The organism is Foetidibacter luteolus (assembly GCF_009650435.1).
Classification (GTDB): domain Bacteria; phylum Bacteroidota; class Bacteroidia; order Chitinophagales; family Chitinophagaceae; genus Foetidibacter; species Foetidibacter luteolus.
Window position 1 is genome coordinate 186,484 of sequence record NZ_VVIP01000058.1, and the last position, 18,988, is coordinate 205,471.

The 18,988-nt window shown below is 45.5% G+C and carries 19 protein-coding genes; 9 read left to right on the forward strand and 10 right to left on the reverse strand.

Features of this window, described 5'->3' with window-relative positions; all coding sequences use genetic code 11:
* Nucleotides 1-56: 56 nt before the first annotated feature.
* The 4 genes from F0364_RS18645 to F0364_RS18660 all read left to right on the forward strand — a co-directional run bounded on the left by F0364_RS18645 (nucleotide 57) and on the right by F0364_RS18660 (nucleotide 4,299).
* The gene (locus F0364_RS18645) at nucleotides 57-734 is read left to right on the forward strand and encodes a DUF3823 domain-containing protein (protein WP_153799320.1); all 678 of its coding nucleotides are present in this window, start codon (nucleotides 57-59) and stop codon (nucleotides 732-734) included.
* Between the two features lie 290 nt (nucleotides 735-1,024).
* Nucleotides 1,025-2,362: a glycoside hydrolase family 99 protein gene (locus F0364_RS18650; protein ID WP_207632757.1), complete on the forward strand. Its 1,338-nt coding sequence runs from the start codon at nucleotides 1,025-1,027 to the stop codon at nucleotides 2,360-2,362.
* 98 nt (nucleotides 2,363-2,460) lie between these two features.
* Nucleotides 2,461-3,723, forward strand: a complete 1,263-nt coding sequence (locus F0364_RS18655; protein ID WP_153799321.1) for a glycoside hydrolase family 99 protein — start codon at nucleotides 2,461-2,463, stop codon at nucleotides 3,721-3,723.
* Between the two features lie 180 nt (nucleotides 3,724-3,903).
* Complete coding sequence (locus tag F0364_RS18660) at nucleotides 3,904-4,299, forward strand: hypothetical protein (RefSeq protein ID WP_153799322.1); 396 nt, start codon at nucleotides 3,904-3,906, stop codon at nucleotides 4,297-4,299.
* A 78-nt stretch (nucleotides 4,300-4,377) separates the two neighbouring features.
* Here the strand turns inward: F0364_RS18660 and F0364_RS18665 are convergent, their stop codons facing one another.
* From F0364_RS18665 to F0364_RS18695, 7 genes are all read right to left on the reverse strand, one after another.
* Nucleotides 4,378-4,941: a 2'-5' RNA ligase family protein gene (locus tag F0364_RS18665; protein WP_153799323.1), complete on the reverse strand. Its 564-nt coding sequence runs from the start codon at nucleotides 4,939-4,941 to the stop codon at nucleotides 4,378-4,380.
* Between the two features lie 46 nt (nucleotides 4,942-4,987).
* Complete coding sequence (locus F0364_RS29010) at nucleotides 4,988-5,842, reverse strand: hypothetical protein (RefSeq protein WP_207632758.1); 855 nt, start codon at nucleotides 5,840-5,842, stop codon at nucleotides 4,988-4,990.
* 131 nt (nucleotides 5,843-5,973) lie between these two features.
* Nucleotides 5,974-6,360 (reverse strand): DUF3037 domain-containing protein, encoded by a 387-nt coding sequence (locus F0364_RS18675; RefSeq protein WP_153799324.1) that lies wholly within the window; start codon nucleotides 6,358-6,360, stop codon nucleotides 5,974-5,976.
* Nucleotides 6,338-7,135 carry a HipA family kinase gene (locus F0364_RS18680; RefSeq protein ID WP_153799325.1) on the reverse strand — a complete coding sequence of 266 codons (798 nt, stop codon included), beginning with the start codon at nucleotides 7,133-7,135 and terminating at the stop codon, nucleotides 6,338-6,340. The genes F0364_RS18675 and F0364_RS18680 overlap by 23 nt, the downstream gene beginning before the upstream one ends.
* Nucleotides 7,136-7,410: 275 nt before the next feature.
* The gene (locus tag F0364_RS18685; RefSeq protein ID WP_153799326.1) at nucleotides 7,411-8,769 is read right to left on the reverse strand and encodes a pyridoxal-phosphate dependent enzyme; all 1,359 of its coding nucleotides are present in this window, start codon (nucleotides 8,767-8,769) and stop codon (nucleotides 7,411-7,413) included.
* A 51-nt stretch (nucleotides 8,770-8,820) separates the two neighbouring features.
* Nucleotides 8,821-9,294 carry a hypothetical protein gene (locus F0364_RS18690; RefSeq protein ID WP_153799327.1) on the reverse strand — a complete coding sequence of 158 codons (474 nt, stop codon included), beginning with the start codon at nucleotides 9,292-9,294 and terminating at the stop codon, nucleotides 8,821-8,823.
* Nucleotides 9,295-9,328: 34 nt separating this feature from the next.
* Nucleotides 9,329-9,643 (reverse strand): hypothetical protein, encoded by a 315-nt coding sequence (locus tag F0364_RS18695; RefSeq protein ID WP_153799328.1) that lies wholly within the window; start codon nucleotides 9,641-9,643, stop codon nucleotides 9,329-9,331.
* Between the two features lie 437 nt (nucleotides 9,644-10,080).
* Here F0364_RS18695 and F0364_RS18700 point away from each other — a divergent pair, with 437 nt between their 5' ends.
* Nucleotides 10,081-10,824 (forward strand): electron transfer flavoprotein subunit beta/FixA family protein, encoded by a 744-nt coding sequence (locus F0364_RS18700; protein WP_153799329.1) that lies wholly within the window; start codon nucleotides 10,081-10,083, stop codon nucleotides 10,822-10,824.
* Nucleotides 10,825-10,901: 77 nt separating this feature from the next.
* A complete protein-coding gene (locus tag F0364_RS18705) occupies nucleotides 10,902-11,864 on the forward strand; it encodes an electron transfer flavoprotein subunit alpha/FixB family protein (RefSeq protein WP_153799330.1) in 963 nt (320 codons plus the stop codon).
* A gap of 89 nt (nucleotides 11,865-11,953) precedes the next feature.
* Here the strand turns inward: F0364_RS18705 and F0364_RS18710 are convergent, their stop codons facing one another.
* Complete coding sequence (locus F0364_RS18710; protein WP_153799331.1) at nucleotides 11,954-12,688, reverse strand: phosphodiester glycosidase family protein; 735 nt, start codon at nucleotides 12,686-12,688, stop codon at nucleotides 11,954-11,956.
* A gap of 164 nt (nucleotides 12,689-12,852) precedes the next feature.
* A complete protein-coding gene (locus F0364_RS18715; protein ID WP_153799332.1) occupies nucleotides 12,853-13,803 on the reverse strand; it encodes a DUF3078 domain-containing protein in 951 nt (316 codons plus the stop codon).
* A 126-nt stretch (nucleotides 13,804-13,929) separates the two neighbouring features.
* Here F0364_RS18715 and miaB point away from each other — a divergent pair, with 126 nt between their 5' ends.
* The 3 genes from miaB to lptE all read left to right on the forward strand — a co-directional run bounded on the left by miaB (nucleotide 13,930) and on the right by lptE (nucleotide 17,272).
* Nucleotides 13,930-15,351: a tRNA (N6-isopentenyl adenosine(37)-C2)-methylthiotransferase MiaB gene (gene miaB, locus F0364_RS18720; protein WP_153799333.1), complete on the forward strand. Its 1,422-nt coding sequence runs from the start codon at nucleotides 13,930-13,932 to the stop codon at nucleotides 15,349-15,351.
* A 72-nt stretch (nucleotides 15,352-15,423) separates the two neighbouring features.
* Nucleotides 15,424-16,710, forward strand: a complete 1,287-nt coding sequence (locus tag F0364_RS18725; protein ID WP_153799334.1) for a sigma-54 interaction domain-containing protein — start codon at nucleotides 15,424-15,426, stop codon at nucleotides 16,708-16,710.
* A complete protein-coding gene (gene lptE, locus F0364_RS18730) occupies nucleotides 16,694-17,272 on the forward strand; it encodes an LPS assembly lipoprotein LptE (RefSeq protein WP_235921147.1) in 579 nt (192 codons plus the stop codon). Before F0364_RS18725 ends, lptE begins: the two co-directional genes overlap by 17 nt.
* Before the next feature lie 527 nt (nucleotides 17,273-17,799).
* On the opposite strand, the gene F0364_RS18735 is transcribed toward lptE, so the two are convergent.
* A complete protein-coding gene (locus tag F0364_RS18735; protein ID WP_153795953.1) occupies nucleotides 17,800-18,903 on the reverse strand; it encodes an IS110 family RNA-guided transposase in 1,104 nt (367 codons plus the stop codon).
* Nucleotides 18,904-18,988: the final 85 nt, after the last annotated feature.

Below are 18,988 nucleotides of genomic sequence, written 5' to 3' on the forward strand. Positions count from 1 at the left end.
CTCCTTCTAACCCCTCTGCTTCAGGGAGGGGTTAGGGGCGAGGTTAACTACTTCTTATGAACAAGATAATTTCAATTTTATTCATCGGCCTTCTGGCATTCACATCTTGTAAAAAAGATAATTACGACGCCCCCAATGCCGGGCTTTCCGGCCGTTTTGTTGATGCCGAAACCGGTGAACTGGTGCAGCAGGACATCATCCGAGGCACACAAATAGAAATATTTGAGCATGGCTATGGTACCGGCCAACTGCAGTACCTTATTGTAAAAAATGATGGCACGTACGAGAACAGCCTGTTATTCGCCAACACATACACTATCAAGCCGGTAAGGGGCAATTTTATCGCCGTTGAACCCCAGGATATTAATATCCAGGGCAAAACCACGCTCGACTTTACGGTAACGCCTTATATACGACTGAAGGATGTAAGCATCAACAAGAATGGCAACAAGGTAGTAGCCAGCTTTAAGCTGGAACAAAAGGTTATTAATAACATCAAGAAAATTGGTTTGTATGCGCATTCCGATTCAAGGGTTGGCGAACCCATGCGGCTGGTGGCTGCGGAACAGGAGCTGAACGCGGTGTCTGATCCTAACCATACTTATACGTTAGAAATTGACCTGGATGCCAACAGCAGTGTATTGAAAGCCGGCACCTCCTATTACTTCAGGGCGGGTGCTTTAATAGATATTGGCGACGCCAAATTGAATTACGCACCGGCGGTAAAGCTATAACCAAAGACATTTTTTTGGTGGCCAGCGACTGGTTTTTCAATTGAGCATCGTTGCGTCGCACTACGTTCATCGTCCGGTATTTCATGGCGGCATGTAAGCGTAGGAATTGCCTCGTAATGGTAACAGGTTTGGGCATAGCCCAAACCTGTTACATCAACTGCCTACGCTTAAATGCCGCCCAATGAACAGAACGATGAAGTGATTGCGACGCAACGAAGTCGCCATGAAATACTATTGCCGGTACCATAAAAAATTTATTGTAAATCTTCCATATTATTCAAAAGCTAATTATGAAAAAACTCACCACAGTTTTATTAATGCCGCTGTTGCTGGCTATAACCTGTTGTTCTAAGAAAACGCAGAGTGGTGGCGATAATAACCCGCCCCCCAATCCACCGCAAGAGGTGGAAGAAGCAGTGTATGATGAAACGGGCTGTTTATATACATCGTACAGGAACCTGGTAATGGCTGGGTACCAGGGCTGGTTTGCGGCTGAAGGAGATGAATCAAACCGCGGCTGGTACCATTTTCAAAACGGCAGTTGCGGTGGGTTTAAGCCAGGCTGCAGCGCTGTTGACTTCTGGCCCGACATGACCGAATACACAAAGAAATATCCATCGCCATTTTCATTTGCAAACGGCAGCAATGCGCCATTGTACAGCCCGTACGATGAAGAAAGTGTTGACCTGCATTTTAAATGGATGAAAGATTATGGTATTGATGGTGTGTTTATGCAACGCTTTGTGGTAGAAATAAAAGAGTCTAACCCAAGTGGCAAAAGGCATTTTAACAAGGTGCTGGAAAATGCATTAAAAGCCGCGGAAAAATACCAGCGTGCTATTTGCGTAATGTATGACCTGAGCGGTTGCTCCGCCGCCGATGTGGCCTATTTGGAGAAAGACTGGAACGAACTGCAAAGCCTGTTTTCTTTATTTGATAACAAAAAGCACCCGACATATATAAGGCACAATGGTAAGCCCCTGCTTTCTATTTGGGGTGTAGGCTTTAACGATAACCGCCAGTATTCTATTGCAGACGCGGATGCGCTTATCAGCAAGCTGAAAGGGCCGGAGAAAAAAATATCCGTTATGCTGGGTGTGCCTTATTACTGGCGCACATTATCGAAGGACACAGAGAGCTCATCCGCACTGCATACACTGGCAAAAAAATGCGACATCATTATGCCATGGGCGGTAGGCAGGTACAATAACGATAGCTATAATAACGTAGCTGGTGGCGAACTGGCTGGTGATATACAGTGGTGCCAGGCCAATAAGCTGGATTATGTTCCGCTGGTGTTTCCAGGCTTTAGCTGGGGCAACCTGAAGAATGATGTGAACGCTTACAATTCAATTCCAAGGCTTAAAGGAGATTTTTTATGGAAGCAGGTAGCGGGCGCTAAAATAAGCGGGGCTAAATCTTTGTATGTAGCCATGTTTGACGAGATTGATGAGGGCACAGGTATTTACAAATGCGCAAAAGAAGATGCGCTGCCTTTACATGGCGATAAAAAATTTGTGGGTATAGAAAACGAACTGGCCAGTGATTACTACTTATGGCTTACAGGCCAGGCAGGAAAATGGTTTCGCGGTGAAAGTGGGTTTAGCGCTACCAAGCCTGCGAGATAAGATGGCCATGGAGGCATGGAAAAAAATCTAATCCAAGCTGCAAAGGCCTGGTACCATGTGCTTTGGCCTTTGCAGCTTTCATTTTCAAACAGCAACGCATGAAACAAGCGATAACATCTTTCGCTTTGTTGGTTTTAGTCACCATCGCTTTTTCTCAAAAGCATAGCAAACAAACATTATATCACTCTTATAAGGGGCTTGTTATGGCTGGCTACCAGGGTTGGTTCAGGGCGGAAGGTGATGGCAGCGGCGCCAGGCGCTTTGCGTATGGTGATGAAGAACGCAGTGGTATAGATATGTGGCCGGATGTTACTGAATACGAAAAGACCTATGAGACACCCTGGAAGATGGCCGATGGCAAACCGGCAAGGTTCTTTAGCTCTTATGATAAAAGCACGGTGGATGTTCATTTTAAATGGATGCAGCAATACGGCCTGAATGGTGTTTTTATGCAGCGTTTTTTTGGCAATGCCAAAGGCCGTGACAGGGTTTCTTTAAGCATACTGAAACAGGCGTTTGAAGCGGCGTCCAGGTACAAAAGGGCCATAGCCGTGATGTATGATTTATCAGGTTTAAAAGGTTCCGGAGAAGATTGTTCTGCATTGATAGAAGATTGGAAATATATGGTTGACTCATTGAAAGTAACCAACCAACCAGGCGATAAAACCTACCTGCACCATAACGGCAAACCACTTGTAACAATATGGGGGGTTGGCTTTCCAGACAGGCCGTATAACATTCGCAACATAGGCCTTGAACGGCTGATTGATTTTTTGAAGAATGATCCCATGTACGGCGGATGTTCTGTAATGCTGGGCGTACCAACTGCGTGGCGCACCCTTAACGCAGATTGTTTGAATGACCCTTACCTGCACGAGCTGATAAAGCAATGCGATATTGTAATGCCCTGGAATGTGCAACGCTACAGCCCATTGCTGCACAATGATATGGACCGCTTTAGAGACAATTTACTGGACGACCAGCAATGGTGCAGGCAAAACCATATTGATTATGCGCCATGTATATACCCGGGTTTTAGCTGGCATAACTTAAGCCGCTATGAATTTCCGGATGATGTAAAACCTGTTGGCTCTATACCCAGGCAGGGAGGCAGGTTTTACTGGCAGCAAATTTCTACCGCGATAGCCGCGGGGGCATCTATGTTGTACGTAGCCATGTTTGACGAAGTGAATGAAGGCACCGCTATTTTTAAAGGGTCAGATAACCCGCCCGTAAGTAAGGTTGCATCATTTATAACGATGGATGGAAAACCATCAGATCATTACCTCTGGCTTACCGGCGAAGCCGGTAAGATGCTGCGGAATGAGAAACCACTGAGTTATAAAATGCCGGAGCGGTAACATTGTTACTAACCCGTTTAAGGCGTTGTGGTGCTGCTGAAAAGATTAAATCAAAAACAGTAGTTTTGCGCCCGGTTGGCAACAACTATACATAAACGGATAAGGCAACATAACAGGGGCTTCAATCAACTGGCGCCCCATAAATCAAATGCCCCGTTATTTGCGGGGCGTTTTTAGTATATGAAATATTCACAGGTTACAGGCATTATAGCGGCGCTTCTATTAATTGTGGTTTGTTACTATGTACCGTTAAGTTACATTGCCAGCAAGCAATTAACCGTGTTTGGCATGAATGCCAGGGGAACCACTTTTGGCAAGCCCGGTATTATGAACATTGTTTTTTCAACAGTCTGTCTCTTATTTTTCGCCATACCCCGCATCTGGGCCAAGCGCACCAACATTTTTATCTGCGTTTTAAACCTCGCCTGGTCAATACGCAACTATATCCTTGTAACATCCTGTTTCATGGGCGATTGTCCTGAAAAAAAAGCTGGTATTTTCCTGCTGGTACTGCTGGCATTCATCATGCTGTTGATGAGTTTCTTTCCCAAGCTTGAAATAAAACACGGCAAGTAAAGAAAGAATTTTTATGGGCCCGGCAGGAGGAACTATTTTGAGGCATCGTTGCGTCGCACTCTTGTGCGTTTTGATTCACTACTCAACAAGCTTCCGTGATGCAATTATCTTCCACTGCCTGCCGTTATGCTGCAGTAAAAAAATATCTTCTACTTCAAACGTAGCTGAGTATTGTTTCAATTGGTATTCGTTCCAGGCCTGGTTAAACTTATCCAGTTCCAAGTCCCTGTAGGCGATGGTTATATGAGGGTTAAAATGCCACTCAGGCCACATAACCGGTATGGATGGGTAAGCCTTTCTAAAACTGGCGATCATCTCTTTTTGTAAAGCCGCCAATGGCTCACTGGCAAGGGGCTGCACAAAAATCACCGGTTTGTTTTTATTTACAAAAGAGCCAAAGTTTTCCAGCGTTATTTCAAAGGGGGCAACCGTGATATTTAATTGCCGGAACCAGCTCAATACTTCATCATGACCGGAAGCAGCCAGCTTAAAAGGGGATTTTACTGTAATATGCGGCATTACTTTCAAAGCCGCCTTGCTGGAAAATCGCGTAGCAAAATCATGTTTAAACCTGTCAATGTCCGCACTTATATCATCCGGTGGTATAACGGCAATAAAATACAGGTTCTCTTTTTCGGGCATTTCGCTTCCTTAAAATTTGAAATGAGAGATGTACAACAAAACAAGGTTAATTTTTCGGCCTGGCCAACGACACTACCTGCCATATTTTGCTTTGCTTGTACCTGTTTTTACCACCGCCAATCCTGCCCAGTGAACCGCTGCCGATAGAAATTCCCATTCCACCACCGCTGCCAAACGTTCCCGTGCCTATGCCGCCGCCGATAGATACGCCGCCACCGTTGTTATTCCTGTCACCAGGCTGCGGCGGAACAGCATCTATTACAAAGCCTACCGCTATGTTTCTTCTGCCGTAGTTGCCGCTGGTATTCTTTGGAAAAACAGCTTTAAGCGGTATCGCGGCTTCGTAAACCAGTTGCTCAGCTTCATTAAAATCCAGCCTTACCTGTACGCCCTGCTTATTGGGCTCTCCATAGGTAACATTCTCTACCCCTTCATCGCCAAAACCAAACAGTGAATAATCTTTCAGTTGGTCCAGTTCCATCACCTTATTTTTAGAGCCCGGCCCCATAATCGGCAGGATGCTTTTGCCTTTGCTGCTTCTTTCACCCAGCGGAAACGCTATGCCGGCGGCATTCTGTTCTGTTTTTTCAGCAATGTTATTTACCCATACGGTAAGGCCGCCCTGCAAAATTTTGCGTTGCGTAAGCTCATCCGCGGTGGTCATGATAATATACAGGTTGGTGCTGTCATTCAGTATATTGAAATCAAGCTTTTCTTTCTTATCGTGGTAAGGCAATGGCTTAACCCAATCGCTGTCGTAGCCGTCAACATTTAACGGCCTGGCCTGCCAGGAAGCACCCTGCAGGTAATCATTTTCCGCAGCGGCTTTTGATGAGCCGCAACCATACATCAACACAGCACCAACCAAGAGGCAACCAAAGCTATAATATACAGAACGCATGATGATAGATTTAGATTATACAGATATTCTTTAACGCAAAAATGTTTGCTGTCAAAACGTTTTACAAACCGCAAATTTATTTACAAGCATACAGAATGCCGCCGGTTTAACAAACTGTTGTACTGCAAGCATTACAACACAAGCTGGCGGTGCAGTTTTTCAAGCGCTTCAAGCGGTTCGCCCGGGCACAGGCCGGGGTGTACCTTAGAAACTTGTAATACCGTACTGCGGGTGGCCGTTAACCAACGGAAGCGGGAAGCTTTATCCAACTGGCCTATAGGCCCGGCATCTTTGCTGCCCGCCGCTATCTGTTCAAAAGCATGCAGGTATTTCTGTATTTCCTCTACATCAACAGCCTGGCTGAATGTAGCAAAACGTTCGGGGTTAAGTGTAACTTTTGTAGCCAGGAAATTGCGGCTGCGGCAATAAAGAATCACACCTACATTCAGGAATTCTTCACGCTCTACACGGGGCACGATGCGTATTACGGCGTACTCAAACAAATTGTTTTCCGGCATGCTGTGCTTCTTTTACAAAAATGGAAGAATTGTTTATCCTGGTGGTAAGAAAGTCTGTATATACCTGCCTTATTTCATCCGGGCTTTCCTCCTGCTGCATCGCCTGCAACCAATCATCAGGCAAAAGAGATACAATGGCATGCACCAGTTGCGGGGTTAGCTTTTTACGGAATGCTTCATCAACCTCTGCAAGTTGTGTGGCCCGGGGTAACAGCACATGGTCTTTCACCTGTACAAATGGCTTAATGGCCTGCTGTTGCCAGTTGCTCCAGGAATGATGAAAGTACAGGGATGCGCCATGATCTATCAGCCATAGCTCTTTGTTCCATAGCAGCATGTTGGTGTTGCGTGCCGTGCGGTCAACATTGGTAAGCAGGCAATCCAGCCATACAATAGCGGATGCGAGATAACTGTCAACAGTTGTAACAACAGGATCAAATGTAGTGGCGCCAGACAGGTAATGTAATCCCAGGTTAAGCCCGGTGCTGGCTTTGAGAAGGTCTTGAATTTCTTCATCTGGCTCCGTACGGCCAAAGGCGCTGTCAAGCTCCGCAAACACAATCTCCGGCACTTTAAAGCCCAGCGCCCTGGCTAACTCCCCTCCTACCAGTTCCGCGATTAATGACTTAATGCCCTGGCCTGCGCCACGAAATTTAATAACGTATAAAAAACCGTCGTCCGCTTCCGCGATGGCCGGCAAGGAGCCGCCCTCCCTCAGCGGGGTTACATACCGTGTTACGTTAACGGTTCTTATACCTGGTTGCTGATTGCTCATAATTGTTGTAAAAAGCTGTGAGTTGTGAGCTGCGGGCTGTGAGCCGTAAGTTAACAAGCCAATGTCAGGCTGAGCTTGCATCTCCCCACTCATAGCTCATGGCTCATAGCTCGAAGCTCTTTTAATACCCGCATAAATGTCGCCATGAAAAACCGGACGTACAAGTGAGTGACACAACAGGCGATGCCATAATAAGCAGAAGCCGGGTTCAAAAAAATTCCGCCACTCATCACCTGTGGAAAATCCAAAACCTACCGGCATCCTGTAACCTGTAATTACTTGGCCATGCTTTGTATTACATCGTATTTGGTAACAATGTGGTAATCGCCCTTTTCATCCCTGGCCAATACGGCGCCATTTTCTTTGTTGATTAAGCTGCCCAGCCTTTCAACCGGGGTATCGAACGAGACCACCGGGTAAGGCGGCTCCATAACCGCGCTGATTTTTTCGTTGCGTATTTCGGGGTTGCTGAATATTTTCTGGAACAGGCCACCCTCGCTTAACGAGCCCACCGGGCCGTTGCCGCCGGTAACAGGTATGTGCTCAATGTCATATTTCTTCATAAGCTCAACAGCTTCAGCAACGGTATGCTCCGGAGCAATGGTTACCAGCTTTTTGGTGGCACGGGCATTAATAATATCCTTAAAACTTTTTACATCCATAAAGCCGCGTTCTATCATCCACTGGTCGTTATAAATTTTGGCTACATAACGGCTGCCATGGTCGTGAAAAATACAAACCACCAGGTCATCCTTTTTCAGGCTGCTTTTTAGCTGCATCAAACCCTGCAAACAACTGCCGGCACTGTATCCGCAAAATAAGCCCTCTTCTTTGGCCAGCTTACGGGCCATAATAGCCCCGTCTTTATCCGTTACCTGTTCAAAATGGTCAATCACGCTCATGTCATAATTCTGCGGAACAAAGTCTTCCCCAAAACCTTCGGAAATGTAGGGGTGCACTTCGTTCATATCCACTTCGCCGGTGCGAAAATACTTGGTAAGCAACGAACCATACACATCAATGGCCCATATTTGGATGGCGGGATTTTTTTCTTTTAAGAACATAGCGGTACCGGTAACTGTGCCCCCCGTGCCGGCCGTGCAAACAAGATGCGTTATTTTGCCATCTGTCTGCCGCCATATTTCGGGGCCGGTGGTTTCGTAATGCGCCAGCCGGTTGGCCAGGTTATCATACTGGTTGCAGAGGTATGCATTGGGTATTTCCTTCTCCAGCCTTTTGGCAACGGAATAATAACTGCGTGGGTCATCCGGCTCTACATTGGTGGGGCAAACAATTACTTCGGCGCCTACTGCCTTCAGTATATCACTCTTTTCCTTGCTTTGCTTATCTGTAGTGGTAAAAATACATTTGTAGCCTTTTACACTGGCCGCCAGCGCAAGCCCCATGCCGGTGTTGCCGCTGGTACATTCAATAATAGTACCGCCGGGTTTAAGTTTGCCTTCTTTCTCGGCTACCTCCACCATCTTCAAGGCCATGCGGTCTTTAATAGAATTGCCGGGGTTAAAGTAATCCACCTTGGCCAGCACCGTACAGGGCAGGTCTTTGGTTATTTTGTTCAACCTTATAAGCGGTGTGTTACCTATTGTTTCCAGTATATTGTTCTTAACATCCATGGCGTGCCGTTTGCTGCAAAGATAGTATTTACCGGTGCGGGTATGCTATACCTAACGCAACGCTATCTTTATTTTAAAATCACCCTTCCACTCCTGCGCGGCCATTTGGTTTTCCGCAACCACGAGCTTATAGGTACCGTGACTTTTAATGGGGAATAATAACTCTTTCTGAAAGGGGCCATCCGCTTCGCCAGCCGGGTTATACACCTGGTTAACACGTATGTTGGCTGTATCCTGCGCTAACAATTGTACATACAGTGATTCACCTTTTTGCACATCAATGGCAAACACCACATGCCTGCCCATACCGGGCATATAAGCTTCGGCCACTATGCTGTCTTTTAGTGCCGGCAATACAATCGTATCTTTTGCCAATAATATCTGCGTGCCACGGGCCTTTTTTTCTGCAAGGGTTAAAGTATCCTTACCCGGGGCAGGTAACTGCTGTTGCTCAGGCTGCTCACTGTTGCCGCCGCAGGCGAGCAACACAGTACTTAAAAAGGCCCCTATGAAAAATCTTTTCATCGTTTATTGGTGTTGTTAACTAAAATGATACCAGCTATTCATCGGCCAGGTCTTCATAAGCAGCCTGCAGTTCATTGTAAGCATGCTGGTCTTTGGCAAGTTTGGCTGCTGAAAGGCCTTTTTCAAACCAGTTTAGCGCCAGTTGTTTTTCGCCACCGCGCTGCAGCAATTTACCCAAATGATAATAGGAGCCTGTATATTCGGGAGAGTCCGTAAGTATCTCTTCAAACAATCTTCTTGCCTCTGCGTCGTTGCCTTCCTTTATGTATTCCAATGCCAGTGCATGGCGCAGAAAGTTATCCTTGCCATTTGCTTTCAGCATGTCTTGTATGCGTTCAATTTTATTCATTGGCCAAATGTAAAAATTACCCTGTAATATGCTTTTTGTTTTCTTTTATTGGGACGGACTGCATTACTGCTATGACACATCGTTGTGTCACTCACTTGTACTGCAGCAAGTCTATTCAGCGATTGCCGCAGTAGCCTGCCCTGAGTAAAACGAAGGGGTTGGATTCTCTACCCGGCAGTCAATGTCAGGTTGAGCCTGTCGAAACCGTATTATACAACGTAATCTTAATCCGCCCTCGACAAGCTCAGGCTGACAGCATTAGCGAACGGATTAACTCAGCAATGGATAACTGCTTATAGCAAATCAAAGTTCACCTTGTGCATAGTTGATTCAGCGTAGAATTACGGCGGTTTATTTTTCCTTAAAATTAGTTGCATAAACAACTTGTTTTAAAAACTCTTTCTTACATTTGGCAATACAGTTAAAAAGTTTGTTGTATGAAGATATTAGTCTGCATTAGCAAGGTACCAGACACCACTTCTAAAATTTCATTTAAAGACGGCAACAAAAAATTTGAAGAAGCCGGAGTGCAATGGATCATCAACCCCTATGACGAATGGTATGCACTGGTTCGTGCCATAGAATTGAAAGAAAAAGACCCCTCTACAATAGTGCACCTTATAACTGTTGGCGGGGCAGATACTGAGCCCATTATACGCAAAGCACTTGCCCTTGGCGGCGATGAAGCCATACGGGTTAACGCGGTTAGCGATGACAGCTTTTATGTGGCCGCGCAGATAGCCGAAATTGCCAGGCAGGGCAGCTATGACCTTGTGTTTACCGGCAAGGAAACCATTGACTACAACGCCTCATCCATTGGTGGCATGGTATCAGAACTACTGGATGCACCATACATTTCCCTTGCGACAAAATTTGAACTGGACGGTACAACTGCCACCATTACACGTGAAATAGAAGGTGGCGAAGAAACCGCGGAAGTAAGCCTGCCGGTTGTGGTAAGCTGCGCCAAAGGGGTTGCCGAACAACGCATCCCTAACATGCGGGGCATTATGGCGGCACGCACCCGTCCTTTAAAAATTGTAGAACCGGCAGCAATTGAAACGCTTACACAGGTTGCCAGTTATGAACTACCCCCTGCCAAAGCCGGTGTAAAGCTGGTGGCCGCGGATAATGTGGCCGAACTGGTAAGGTTGTTGCACGAAGAAGCCAAAGCCATATAGGTTACAGGTTGCTGGTTACAGGTAAAGGGATACTGATAAACAAACAAAGTTTGCCAACAAAAAAATATTAAATACCGATGTCTGTTTTAATACTTATTGACCACGCTGATGGTCACATAAAAAAATCTTCTTTCGAAGCGCTTACTTATGGTGCGGATCTGGCCAAACAACTGGGCACAACAGCAGCCGGTTTATTGCTCGGCACCGTTAATGATGATTTACCCGCCTTGGGTAAGTATGGTATAACAACTGTGCAGCATGTAAACAACGAGAGCCTGAACAATCTTGATGCGCAGGTATATGCCAAAACCATAGCAGAGGCCGTTACTGCTACAGGTGCAGATGTTATAGTTATCTCTCATAACCAAACAGGCAAGGCCGTAGCGCCACGCCTTTCAGCCAGGTTAAAAGCAGGGCTGGTGGCCGGCGCCATTGCCTTGCCGGATACTTCCAATGGCTTTGTGGTTAAGAAAACAGTTTTTAGCGGCAAGGCTTTTGCCAACATAGGCATAACCTCTGCAGTTAAGATAATATCCCTGAACCCCAACAGCTACAAAACTGTTGCCGGCGAAGGTACAGCTGAGGTAAAGGAACTGGCCGTAACGGTGGATGCGCCGAAAGTAAAAATTACCAATGTAAACAAGGTAAAAGGCGAAGTGCCACTTACTGAAGCGGAAGTGGTAGTAAGCGGTGGCCGCGGACTTAAAGGGCCTGAAAACTGGGGCATGATAGAAGACCTGGCCCATGTGCTTCACGCGGCCACAGCCTGCAGCCGCCCGGTGGCAGATACACACTGGAGGCCTCATCACGAACATGTGGGGCAAACGGGCATACAGATTGCGCCCAACCTGTATATCGCTATCGGAATTTCAGGCGCCATACAGCACTTAGCAGGTGTAAACCGCAGTAAAACCATTGTGGTTATCAATAAAGACGCGGAAGCTCCCTTTTTCAAGGCTGCTGATTACGGCATTGTAGGCGACGCATTTGAAGTAGTACCTAAGCTGACCGAAGAAATAAAGAAACTGAAGGGCGTTTAGACAGCCGCGACGAGAGAACATCTGACAAATCCTAAATCCTGTTCAGTAATGAATGGGATTTTTTGTTGGCTACAATGAGTCGCGTTGCTTTAATCCACTTTTCTTACAACGCCAATCATCACACCAAAATCACCGTCAGCCTGTACCCACTGCTGTTCCGGTAAATAAGTGCGTGATACAAATCCATCCAGGTACAGCGCATTTTTACACCCCATCTTTTTAAAATAATCAGCAAAATCATAAAGGTTTACCTGCTTTTTCGACATTACAAAGACAACACGGTTATCGGGTAAAATGCCAACGCCATTCCTGATATTCAGGTTTTGAGAACCTTTCTTAAATGAGGGGTGAACCTGCCCATCAACCAGCAGCATAGGCCCTGATTGGGTAGCATACTTTACACTTCCGTTATTCTTAAACTTACTTGTTGGGCAAATAAAGGGCTGGTTATTTGTTGTTATGTAAAACACGCCGTTGGGCTTAAGGTAAAAATTACCATTGCCATTAAACCTGTTTAGCGCCGAAAGGGTAACAGAATTCTGGATATAGAGCCCCAAAGGAGAATTATCCGTTTTATACATACCTCCGTTTGTAGCAAATACCAGCGTCAGTTTTTGTTTTACAAGCCAGTCTCTTAGGTTTTGAATACTTCTGAATGGCTTACCCTTGTCATCCTTCCAGTAAAATTGCAGGTTATCCTTTTTTAAATCTGCCTTGTATGTAATAAAGCCGTCTTCTTTTTGCTGCTGCCTGGCAAAACCATATAAGCTAACAAAAAATATTGCGAGGCCAAATACTGTTGAAGCAGCCCTTAAGCTTTGCATAGTTTACAAATTTCATCATAGATGAAACAACCATTATATTCCATACGATAAGCCCTATAATACCCGCTTAAAGGCCGCCATGAAAAACCGAAAGTACAAGTGAGTGACACAATTCCGAAACTTCGGGACCATGAAATACAAAAGCCTGTCCCCAAAAAACTCGTCTATTTTGCAGCGAAATTCATTAGAAAGCCAATACCTATCAGACTTTTTAATTGCAGGCCGGGGCTGTTTTTGTTAGGGCCGAAGAGTTTTACATCGTCGTCGTAAATCATGTCGAGGTTGTAAGACGCGGATAGGTACTTATTAATTTTAAACGTAACAAAATTGGTAAAATAAATATCGGTGTTAAGCGGGTTAGAGCGGTAATTGGAGAACAAGTCCATTCTGCCTTTATAAGATACATTCTTCCAGATAGTCTTGGTATAATTGAGTGAGGCAAAGGCACCCATTTCGTTAATGATACGCCGGCCCTTAGGCACACCATAAGCGCCATCTTTATATAACCGCTTGCTGGCTACCAATACCCAGCGGGAAGTAAGCGGCGAAAGGAAAAGGGAGAAATCAGAATTAGGTTTGTAATCCATACCGGCCGACAGCAAGGTATAGGCCGGCGATAAAAAAGTGGAATTGAGAATTCCACTGTCGCGTGTTACGTAGGTTAGCCCGTCAAAAAGCTGTGTCCTGAAATTGTACAGGCCCGATATATACCATTTGCGGCTGCTGTCAACCGTGTAACCATACTTGGATACAAAATCAACCCTGTCGTCATTTTTCCTGCTGCCCAGGCTGGTTGTTTGTACATAGCCAAAAAAGAAATCCAGGTTATTATCCCAGGTATGCTTACCCTTACGGTGTAACAAATAGTAATTAAAATAAGTAGTAACAACCATTGAGAAATTATCGCCACCGGCACTCCAGTTGCTTAAAGAACCCTGGCCAAGATTAGCGTTAATAGCCCCGCCCCTTTTCCAGCGCCATTTGCTTGTATCGGTAATGTTTTTGTTAATGGAACGAAAGATTTCTGTAGGCAGCGTTCTTACCGGGATATTTTGCGACAGGGCTACTTGAAAGAGAGTTAGGGAAAATATGATAAGTAGTCCTATGCTTTTCATGCAACTAATCTCAAAATGGTTAGTAAGCCGCAAATATAGAATTGCAGGTTTGGAAAAAACTGTTAACAATCTGCCAAACTGGCACGGTTACATTTTTGCTTACATTTGCGCAGCAAAAATTACTAAATGGAATTGTTAGAGATAGCCCCTAAAGTTCATGATGAAGCAAGGCAGGGCGAAGCGTATGCACCCTTTGCACTGGACAATACTGAATACAAAAAGAAGTTTTACATAGAAAGCTATGGTTGCCAGATGAATTTCAGCGATAGTGAAATTGTAGCCTCTATACTAAATGAAGAAGGCTTTGGGGCAACCCGCAATTATGAAGAGGCAGACCTTGTTTTGTTAAACACCTGCTCCATTCGCGAAAAAGCCGAACAAACTGTTCGTAAAAGGCTTACAGAATTCCGGAAAACAAAAGAAGCCAAACCGGGTTTGCTTATAGGCGTGCTGGGTTGTATGGCGGAAAGGCTGAAATCAAAATTTTTAGAAGAAGAAAAGCTGGTTGACCTGGTGGTTGGCCCGGATGCTTACCGCAGCTTGCCTGGCCTTATTGAAGAGGCCGAAACCGGCCAGAAAGCAGTAAACGTTTTGCTAAGCCGGGATGAAACTTATGCTGACATCTCCCCTGTGCGGCTAAACAGCAATGGTGTTAGCGGGTTTATCTCTATTATGCGGGGCTGCAATAACATGTGCAGTTTTTGTGTAGTTCCTTTTACCAGGGGCAGGGAAAGAAGCCGTGATGCTTACTCCATCGTTGCTGAAGCGGAAGACCTGTTCAGCCGCGGCTTCAGGGAAGTAACGTTGCTGGGCCAGAATGTGGATAGCTACTATTGGGAGGATGAAGCAAAAGGCGAATTTGTAACCTTTGGAAAACTGCTTGAAAAGGTTGCGCTGGTATCGCCGCTGTTAAGGGTGCGTTTCAGCACATCCCACCCCAAGGACATTACCGAAGAAGTGCTGCAAACCATGGCCCGCTACGAGAACATTTGCAAATACATACACCTGCCTGTGCAAAGCGGCAACACAAGGATACTGCAACTGATGAACCGTACTTATACCCGCGAATGGTACATGGCCAAGATTGACCAAATTAAGTCCATTATACCGGATTGCGGTATAAGCAGCGATGTGATAGCCGGGTTTTGTACAGAAACAGAGGAAGAACATGCTGATACGCTCAGCATTATGGAATACAGCAAATACGACATGAGCTATATGTTTTTTTACAGCGAGCGCCCCGGTACGCTGGCTGCAAGAAGGTATAAGGATGATATTCCGGAAGAAACCAAAAAAAGAAGGCTGCAGGAAATAGTGGAACTGCAGGGCAGGCTATCGAGAGAAAGCAACCAGCGGGATATTGGCAAAACCTTTAAAGTGCTTATTGAAGGCGAAAGCAAACGCAGTGCCGGTGACTGGATGGGCCGCAACACGCAGAACAAAGTGATTGTCTTCAGCAAGGGTGGTGCAGGCTATCAAAAAGGAGATTATGTTGATGTAAAAGTAACCGGCTGTACACAGGCTACCCTGTTGGGGGAGTTAGCATAGATAATTTTAGCCAACAACCAAACTAAAGGCAGGAACATTTATTTAGAAACAAATAAGATTTCAGACAGACTGATGGCAGATATACAAAGTATAAAGAACAGGTTCGGTATCATTGGTAATTCGCCGGCCCTTAACCATGCGCTTAATGTAGCGTCACAGGTATCTTCAACAGATTTAAGTGTATTAATAGTGGGCGAAAGCGGTGTGGGCAAAGAGGCCTTTTCGCAAATAATACATGCGCTTTCCGCCAGGAAGCATAACCCATTTATAGCGGTTAACTGCGGCGCGATACCGGAAGGCACTATTGACTCAGAATTGTTCGGGCACGAAAAAGGTTCTTTTACCGGTGCTGTTGACAGCCGCAAAGGCTATTTTGAAACAGTAAACGGCGGTACAATATTCCTTGATGAGATTGGCGAAATGCCACTGGGTACGCAAGCCCGACTTTTAAGGGTGCTTGAAACAGGCGAGTTTATAAGGGTAGGTTCTTCCAAAGTACAAAAGACTGATGTAAGGGTAATTGCCGCCACCAACAAAGAGTTGCTGGAGTTTACACAAAACGGGAGATTCAGACAGGATCTGTATTATCGCTTAAGTACTGTGCCCATCAGGGTGCCCTCTCTCCGGGATAGAAAAGAAGACATCCCCCTCCTTTTCCGCAAGTTTGTAATTGATTTTTCCGAGCGGTACAAAACCACGCCCGTTCAACTGGATGAAGAAGCAAAAAGCCTGTTAATTAACTATCCCTGGCCGGGCAATGTGCGTGAACTGAAGAATATTGCGGAACAGATTTCGGTATTAAGCAGCCAGCAAATGGTAACCGCTGTTGAACTCAGGCGTTTTTTACCGGAAAAAAACACGGGCACCAGGATGCCGGTACTCGCTTCCCAGGCGCACCACACCGGTGAGTTTGCCAATGAGCGTGAAATTTTATACAAGCTGTTCTTTGATATGAAGAAGGATGTAACGGAACTAAAGAAAATGTTCCTTGAAATTCTTCAAAACCCATCGCTGGCGGGCAATGCGGCTAATTTTACCAAAGAATCGCTGATGAGCGATTATGTTGCCAACGGCGAAAAACAACATACCGCTTTGCCGGGGCAGGTAGTTCAGCCTTCATTGGTGCCGCAGGTAACACACCAGGGCCACCAGCCTGTTTTGCTGCAGCACGATCACCACGACGATATTCACCACCACGAGGAAGTGGAAGAGTCGCTGAATATAATGGACAAGGAGAAGGAGTTAATTATAAAAGCACTGAAAAAACACAAGGGCAAAAGAAAAGATGCTGCCCTGGATTTAGGCATTAGCGAAAGAACCCTGTACAGAAAGCTGAAAGAGTATGATATCAATGATTAACAAGTACGCCGCAATTACCTGCCCTGCAATTATGGGCAAACGCATTAACACATCTCGTTACGCGTTGTTTGCCATGGTTTGCCTGTTTATTGCAACCATACTACCCTCTTGCGGTATTTATACTTTCAGAGATGTATCCATTGATTATTCCAAAATAAAAACGGTTAAAATAGGGTACATCGAAAACAGGGCCCGCGGCTACATAAGCCCACAGTTAAGCCCCAAGCTAACTGATGCAGTGGTTCAAAAAATAAACAGCTACACCAAGCTTACACGTACCAATGCAGACAATGCCGACTACCAGATTACCGGCACCATTACCAACTACAGTGTATCTACTTCCGCCATTACCAACCAGCAGGCGGCTGCCAACCGGTTAACGGTAGGCGCACACATTATACTTTTTAACGCTGTAGATAACAAAACACAGGAATTTGATGTAAGCCGCGATTTCGATTTTGCAGCATCTCTTACCTTAACACAGGCCGAAGGCCAGTTGATGAATGATGTCGTAAAAAACATGAGCGACGAAATTTTTAACCGGCTGTTTTCTAACTGGTAATAGCCTGGCATGTAATTATTATGGCCCCGGCAGGAGGAATAAACATTGAGCATCGTTGTGTCACTCCTATGTAAAGGAATACGCTGCCTGCCATCCTGAAAAAGGTTGCAAAACAAGGTTAATATGTTGTGTTTTTTTAAGTCATTGGAAAAAAGATTTTTATCACAGGTGGTGAAACTCCTATCAGCAGTCGGCACATGGCCGCTGCAAATCTTTATTAATCCCATAAAGTAAAAGTATAAGGCTGCAGACTCACTTGAGCAGTATGTTGCAACTGCAGGACACAAAAAGCAGTCCTTATAACTGTTTGATATTACCTTTCTGTGATATGAATAATACTGTTTGCTTCAAAATTAGATTTTTAAGTTTGTGCACCGGCCTGAACAGGAAGCGGGCTCTGCCGGAGGACAACCTGCCAGCGATAGGGCCTGTGCTTATACGATAGTATAGAGGGGGCCGTCATGGCGGCTCCTTTTGTATTACTATCGGTAAGCCGGATGGCTTAAAAAAACTCATTTCTGTTCCCGTTACTTTACCACACCTTTTTGATAAGGCACACCGCTTATCAAAACAGCCCTTATCCTGCGCAGCAGTTTACGGGCAATACGGATAATGGCCTGGTTGCCTTTCATTCTTTTGGTTAATGCCTGATAACAATCCATTAAAGCCGGATCTATCCTTATGGCCTGCCAGGCAGCTTCTATCAGCAGGCTGCGCAATTGTTTGTGGCGCCGGGTGGTAATACCGGTATCTTTTTCCTTATCGCCGCTGCTGTCCGTATCAGGACAGAAACCTATTAAATCATTCAATGCGTCAAATCCTTTGAACCGGTTGATATCGCCCACTTCCAGCAAAAACCACAGGGCTGTTGTAGGGCCTACTCCCGGAACACTCAACAGCAGGCTGGTATTTTGCTGGTACCGGCTTTTTTTCAGTTCCCGCAATTTACCTTCCGTTTTTAACAGCAACTGGCGCAGCAACCTGATTTGTTCCAACATCAGCACTAAAGTGCTTTTCAGCCGTTCGTCTTTTTGAGCTTCCTGTTCCACCCATTCCAGAAAATTATGGCTCCAGTTGGTCTTTTCATATTTAGCCGGCAGTTGGATGCCCTGGTATTTCAATATGCTTTTCAACCGGTTCCTGCTCCTGTTTAGATCCCCTACCAGTTTCTTGCGGAATCTTATCAGGTTGCGGTCTTTTTGAATATCCTCCCCCGGTACATGGATGGCCTTAAGCTCACCGGCTGCATGGTTGCGGGCCAGCTTTAAGGCATCCACCTTATCGGTCTTCCTTTTCTTCTCCTTATCACTGGTGGATACATCGGCAGCATGAACCACGATGCACTCCATTCCTGCGGACTGCAGTGAACGCTGAAGGGTGAAACCCCAGGCCGAACTTTCATACACACACTTAAATGTGGCCCCCGGATAGTGGCTATTCAGGTGTTTAATAAGGTCTTCACTGTTGCTGCCCATACGGTGATTACCCAGGCAAATCCCATTTAATAATTTGGCAACCTGGTAATCTTTTTGATGTACATCTATTCCTACATAGATGATTTTGCCGCTGAAATCAATCAGGCTTCTACCTTTGTCCAAGGTTTCGGTTGTGGCTGAAGTTTGCTGTTTCATATTTGTTTTTTTTAGCAAAATTCTTCTTTGCAGCCTAATTTTAGGACTGCCGCTGCACCGAAACCTTTTACATATAGACTCACTT